This is a genomic window from Gluconobacter potus (genome assembly GCF_015244705.1).
Classification (GTDB): domain Bacteria; phylum Pseudomonadota; class Alphaproteobacteria; order Acetobacterales; family Acetobacteraceae; genus Gluconobacter; species Gluconobacter potus.
Window position 1 is genome coordinate 1 of sequence record NZ_JABCQF010000036.1, and the last position, 4,698, is coordinate 4,698.

At 54.9% G+C, this 4,698-nt stretch carries 4 protein-coding genes and 1 tRNA gene; 2 read left to right on the forward strand and 3 right to left on the reverse strand.

Annotated features, from left to right (window positions below; all coding sequences use genetic code 11):
* The first annotated feature begins 33 nt into the window (after nucleotides 1-33).
* Both HKD31_RS15675 and HKD31_RS15680 read left to right on the forward strand, forming a co-directional pair.
* A tRNA-Met gene (locus HKD31_RS15675) sits at nucleotides 34-110 on the forward strand.
* A gap of 168 nt (nucleotides 111-278) precedes the next feature.
* On the forward strand, nucleotides 279-1,244 hold the full coding sequence (locus HKD31_RS15680) for a carbon-nitrogen hydrolase family protein (protein WP_194265693.1): 966 nt from the start codon (nucleotides 279-281) through the stop codon (nucleotides 1,242-1,244).
* Between the two features lie 136 nt (nucleotides 1,245-1,380).
* Here HKD31_RS15680 and HKD31_RS15685 read toward each other — a convergent pair whose 3' ends face one another.
* The 3 genes from HKD31_RS15685 to HKD31_RS15695 are packed head-to-tail and all read right to left on the reverse strand — an operon-like array spanning nucleotide 1,381 to nucleotide 4,390.
* Nucleotides 1,381-2,685, reverse strand: a complete 1,305-nt coding sequence (locus HKD31_RS15685) for a glycosyltransferase (RefSeq protein ID WP_194265694.1) — start codon at nucleotides 2,683-2,685, stop codon at nucleotides 1,381-1,383.
* Between the two features lie 34 nt (nucleotides 2,686-2,719).
* Nucleotides 2,720-3,931: a glycosyltransferase family 4 protein gene (locus tag HKD31_RS15690; RefSeq protein WP_194265695.1), complete on the reverse strand. Its 1,212-nt coding sequence runs from the start codon at nucleotides 3,929-3,931 to the stop codon at nucleotides 2,720-2,722.
* A gap of 12 nt (nucleotides 3,932-3,943) precedes the next feature.
* Complete coding sequence (locus tag HKD31_RS15695; protein ID WP_228120947.1) at nucleotides 3,944-4,390, reverse strand: sterol desaturase family protein; 447 nt, start codon at nucleotides 4,388-4,390, stop codon at nucleotides 3,944-3,946.
* Between the last annotated feature and the right edge of the window lie 308 nt (nucleotides 4,391-4,698).

The following is a 4,698-nucleotide window of genomic DNA, read 5'->3' on the forward strand; positions in this document are numbered from 1 at the left end:
ACCACAAAAATCCCCAACATCATCACACACCACCGCGGGGTGGAGCAGCCCGGTAGCTCGTCAGGCTCATAACCTGAAGGCCGCAGGTTCAAATCCTGCCCCCGCAACCATACGAATATGCGTCTGAAACCCTCGCCGCCTCCATGAGGTCGCGGGGGTTTTTTGCGTTTGGGCCCCCGGGGGGAGAAGCAGAATAGCAGATTTGCTTTTAGGAAAATTACACTACGTATGCTCGCGTTCCTGTAAGAAGCAAGGCTGAATATTCGGGAGAATCATGTATGACCAAGCTGCGGGTTGCCGTTATTCAGGCCGGAAGTAGCCTGTTCGATACGCCTGAAACTCTTGATCGCATGGAAGCATACTGCGAGGCTGCTGCTGCGCAAGGGATTGATTTAGCAGTTTTCCCGGAGGCCTATATTGGCGGATATCCCAAAGGACTGGCCTTTGGTGCCGTTTTGGGAAGCCGTTTTCCTGAAGGACGGGATGATTATCTGCGGTACTGGAAATCAGCCATTGTGGTTCCGGGCCTTGAAACAGAGCGGATCGGGTCTTTTGCCCAGAGAATGACAGCATACTTGGTTGTTGGGGTGATCGAGCGGGATGGTGCAACCCTTTACTGCACGGCACTCTTTTTTGGGCCTGACGGAACGCTTTTGGGCAAGCATCGCAAGTTAATGCCGACGGGTACCGAGCGTTTGGTCTGGGGACAGGGAGATGGGTCCACCATTCCGGTTTTCAGTACCGAGATTGGACGCCTGGGTGCTGCGATTTGCTGGGAAAACTATATGCCGGATCTCCGTCAGAGCATGTACGCGCGGGGGATCAACCTTTGGTGCGCGCCTACGGTGGACGAGCGTGATATCTGGCAGGCTTCCATGCGTCATATTGCTTATGAAGGTCGGACTTTCGTTCTGAGTGCCTGTCAGTTCATGACGCGTGCAGACGCCCCGGAAAACTACGTGTGTCATCAAGGAAATAATCCCGAAACGGTTCTTATCCGGGGAGGCAGCATTATTGTCAGCCCATTGGGAGAGATCATCGCGGGACCGGTTTATGACCGTGAAGCGATTCTGACAGCCGATATCGATCTGGAAGACATTATCCGGGCAAAATATGACTTGGATGTTGTGGGTCATTATGCACGCCCCGATATTTTCAGTCTGCGCGTTAACGACGTTCCACAAAATCCGGTTTCTTTTTCAGAACAAGCTCAGCCTGTCTCAGGAAGTGACCAAAGCGAATAACCTGTTCTGCTGGCGTCAGGAGGGTGAAAAGGGCTCCTCAAAACCAGAAGGTTTTTCGTGCCCTCATGTCACTAACGGTCAGGATTGAGGCAGAAGAAAGCCTCGATCTGCAAACGCCACATTTCTTGCGGCGTTTTCAGCCAAGGACAGCGTTATAGAATTTCTTCAGGGCAACTTGGTAATTTTCCATGTTGAATTTACGGGCCTGTACGGGGCCATCCCGATGCATTTTCTGACAGAGATTATCGTCCCTATCGAGCTTCTGGATACCTTCCATGATGCTGATCGTATCATAGGCATCCACCATCAGCCCGGCCTCTCCCACGACTTCCGGCAGCGATGCCTCTCCTGAGGTCAGGACGGGTGTTCCCATCATCATCGCTTCCACGACGGGCAGACCGAATCCTTCGGTGAGGGAAGGAAACAGGACGGCTCTCGCCCCACGGATGAGCATCATGAGGTCATTTTCCGGCAGGTATTCCATCTGGATAATACGTCCCAGACGCTTGCCACGCTCCAGGAGCTGTTGTTCGCCTTCTGATTTCCAGGCCATGGCACCCACCACGACCAGTTGTCTCTGACTTTCGGAGGCCAGGAAAGCCTCAATCAGACGCGCGATGTTCTTCTTGGGCTCAATGGAACCATAGTAGAGGAAATATCCATCTGTTCTGAGATCATAAAGGCGATTGAGGGTTTGGGTAATAATGTCAGCGGAAAGGTTCTGAACAGCGGTCTGTTCCCGCACCGACTGATAGGTGTTGTGCGTGATCGCCGCAGCCTGCGGGGCAAAGTCTATGATATCCCGTCGGGACGCTTCTGAGACGGTACAGATCGCGTCTGCGTGCCGCACGATATCCGTAATCAACCGAAGATGGTTGGTCTTGTTGTCCAGTGTGGTGTGAGGGAGGCGGAGGGGTACAAGATCGTGAATGGTATAAACGTTCTTTGTATTCCGAGCCCGGATTGGCAGTGGATAGGTCCAGTGCATGACATCCGGGGTATTGGGCAGAGTAATCTTCAGGAAACGGCGCGTCCGGCGGTAATGGGCCCATGCCGTGATGAACAGGTCCCGTGCATTGAGAATACTGTCAAAAGCTGGAAGCCGTTTTGAGAAAGAACGGGCATCTACATGCTGGTCTACCGGAACACTGACAGCCCGGTGTCCCAAAAGCTCGGCACGGGCCCGTTCTTTCCATCTGGCGCCCAGGAAGCGTGCCCGACGGCTTGGTTCCTCTGCGCAGACCTGATCGAAAAACAAGATTTCACGTAGCAGACTTGGTGCCTTGGAAGGAATGTTCAGGCCATACAGTACGTCGACCTCACAGGACATTTCCTTGAGGGCATAACTCAGTGTCCGCGCGTAGGTCGCTACTCCCGTGCCGCGGGGAAGGGCAAGATTGAAACCATCGAGAGCGACGTGAAGGCGAGATTGAACGGACACTTGAACTCCTTGAACAGAAACGGGGAATACGGCATCAGACCGTCGGGTTGTGGCAGGAAGAAGGTTGTCTTCCTGCCAGGACCTCATGATACAGGGCGCTGAAGCGCAATCCGTAATCATGGGGATTGAAATGCTTTACATGTTCGCGGCCAAGGGCAACGAGATTTCGGCATAAGGTCTCGTCCCGGTCCAGCTCGATCAGGCCTTCCGTGATCGACCTGATATCGAGCGGGTCCACCAAGCAGCCGGCGCCCCCCGCAATTTCCTCAGTGGTGCCACCCTGAGAGGTGAGAACCGGAATACCCAGAGCCATGGCTTCCACGATAGGAAGCCCGAACCCTTCGGCCAAAGAGGGAAATACGATGGCGCGGGCTTTGGTGAGGGCCGCAAGAAGATCAGGCCGGCTAATCCAGGGTAGCCGCATGACGCGCTCTGGATGGAGATGCTCTGAGAGTGCCGCGAGTTCCTGCTGTGCGCCGAAGCCGTCCGGACCAATCAGAACCAGCATGCGCTTGGTACGGCTGAGGCTGTGAGCCCGGATCAGGCGTGCGATATTTTTGCGGCGCTCGATGGTGCCGATATGGATGAAGCTTCCATCAGGGCAGGGTGTCTGGCCTATGGAGTGAGTGCGTGAGAGCTCTGCCTGGATATTGGTCGCCTGGTGAATGGCGTGAATCCGCTCCGGCGGCAGACCGAAATGCGTCATGATATCTTTTTTAACGCTTTCCGAAATCGTGATGATCAGATCTGCCCGATCAATCACACGCTCGAGCATCCGCTGGGTTCGCCTGGGATCCGTCTGGCAAAATTCGGGATGCAGAATGGGGATGAGGTCATGGATCGTAACGATGTTGGGACAGCCGGGCATGTAGAGAGGCAGTGGACAGGTCCAGTGCATGATCGACGGTTCTTCGGTGGGCTCGACTGCCAGAAGTTTTCCAAAGATATTGAAATGCACATGCCCGATCCGGAAGATATCCTCGGCAATCAGATTTCCTGTCTGGGGGCCTGTACCAGCGAAGCCCTTGCGCCGCCGACTGCTCAGGGCCCGTGCGAACCGGAGGCTGCGGGCGGGAAACGAATGGGAATGCTGCGAGGCGGCTGGCTGTAAACCGGACGTTTCATGGAGCCACCCTACCGAGATTCCCTGCTGGTTCTTCAGGGCTCCGGCGAGTGTTTTCGTATAGGTCGTGACGCCGGTGCCCATGGCGCGACCGGTATTTCGGGCGTCTAGAATGATCCGCATGAAGTCGTAGGCTTATCGCGGCCGGATATGGGTTCGAAAGATGCGGTCCAGCAGGGGAACTGTCGTAGCGTAATTGCCATGGACAGGCGCATGATGATGCAGCAGATGATGCTTGCGCAGAATCCGGGGGAGCCGTCTGCGAGAATTCGTCTGATGGCAGGCCCAGTGCACCGTATCATAGACGGTGTAGCCCGTGACGAATCCGGCAAAGCCTGAGTTATGGGCAGGAAGTCCGGAATGACGGCAGGCAAGCCATATCAGAAACCCAAGAGGAAGACTGACGGTCAGGGGCATGATGCTGCGCAGGGGGTCTTTCGGATCCGCATGATGATTGCCGTGGATCAGAAAGATGAGGTGACGTCCCATCGCGGAACTAAGCTTGAGATGGAAGATGTGGCGGTGTGCGACATATTCGAAAAGAATCCAGGCCAGCAGTCCTGTCAGGAAGCCTGTTACCATTTCCCAGCCTGAGTCCGACCGGAAAGCTGTCGCGATCGCAAGAATATCGATTGGAAACCAGACGCTGAAAAACAAAGGGAAAGGAGTCAGCGTCGTCAACTCGAGCCATTTGTTTCGAAACAGGCGGACCCGCGTCGGATGTGCCCTGAAAGTGCGGACCATCATTGCAAACCTCACCTGTCTTTACAGAAGCAACCGGCTTTGTTGCACAAATGGCGTGAAAGCGGATTCACGGCGTGAAACCAGTCTGGTAGCTGGGTGTCATGAGCAAGTCGAAGCCCACCCGCTACCGTACGACGAACTGGTGT

What these genes read in the sequence shown, in the direction of transcription:
- HKD31_RS15690 (WP_194265695.1), bottom strand. Translation starts at nt 3,931, where the DNA reads ATGCGGATCATTCTAGACGCCCGAAATACCGGTCGCGCCATGGGCACC.
- HKD31_RS15680 (WP_194265693.1), top strand. Translation starts at nt 279, where the DNA reads ATGACCAAGCTGCGGGTTGCCGTTATTCAGGCCGGAAGTAGCCTGTTC.
- HKD31_RS15695 (WP_228120947.1), bottom strand. Translation starts at nt 4,390, where the DNA reads ATGGTAACAGGCTTCCTGACAGGACTGCTGGCCTGGATTCTTTTCGAA.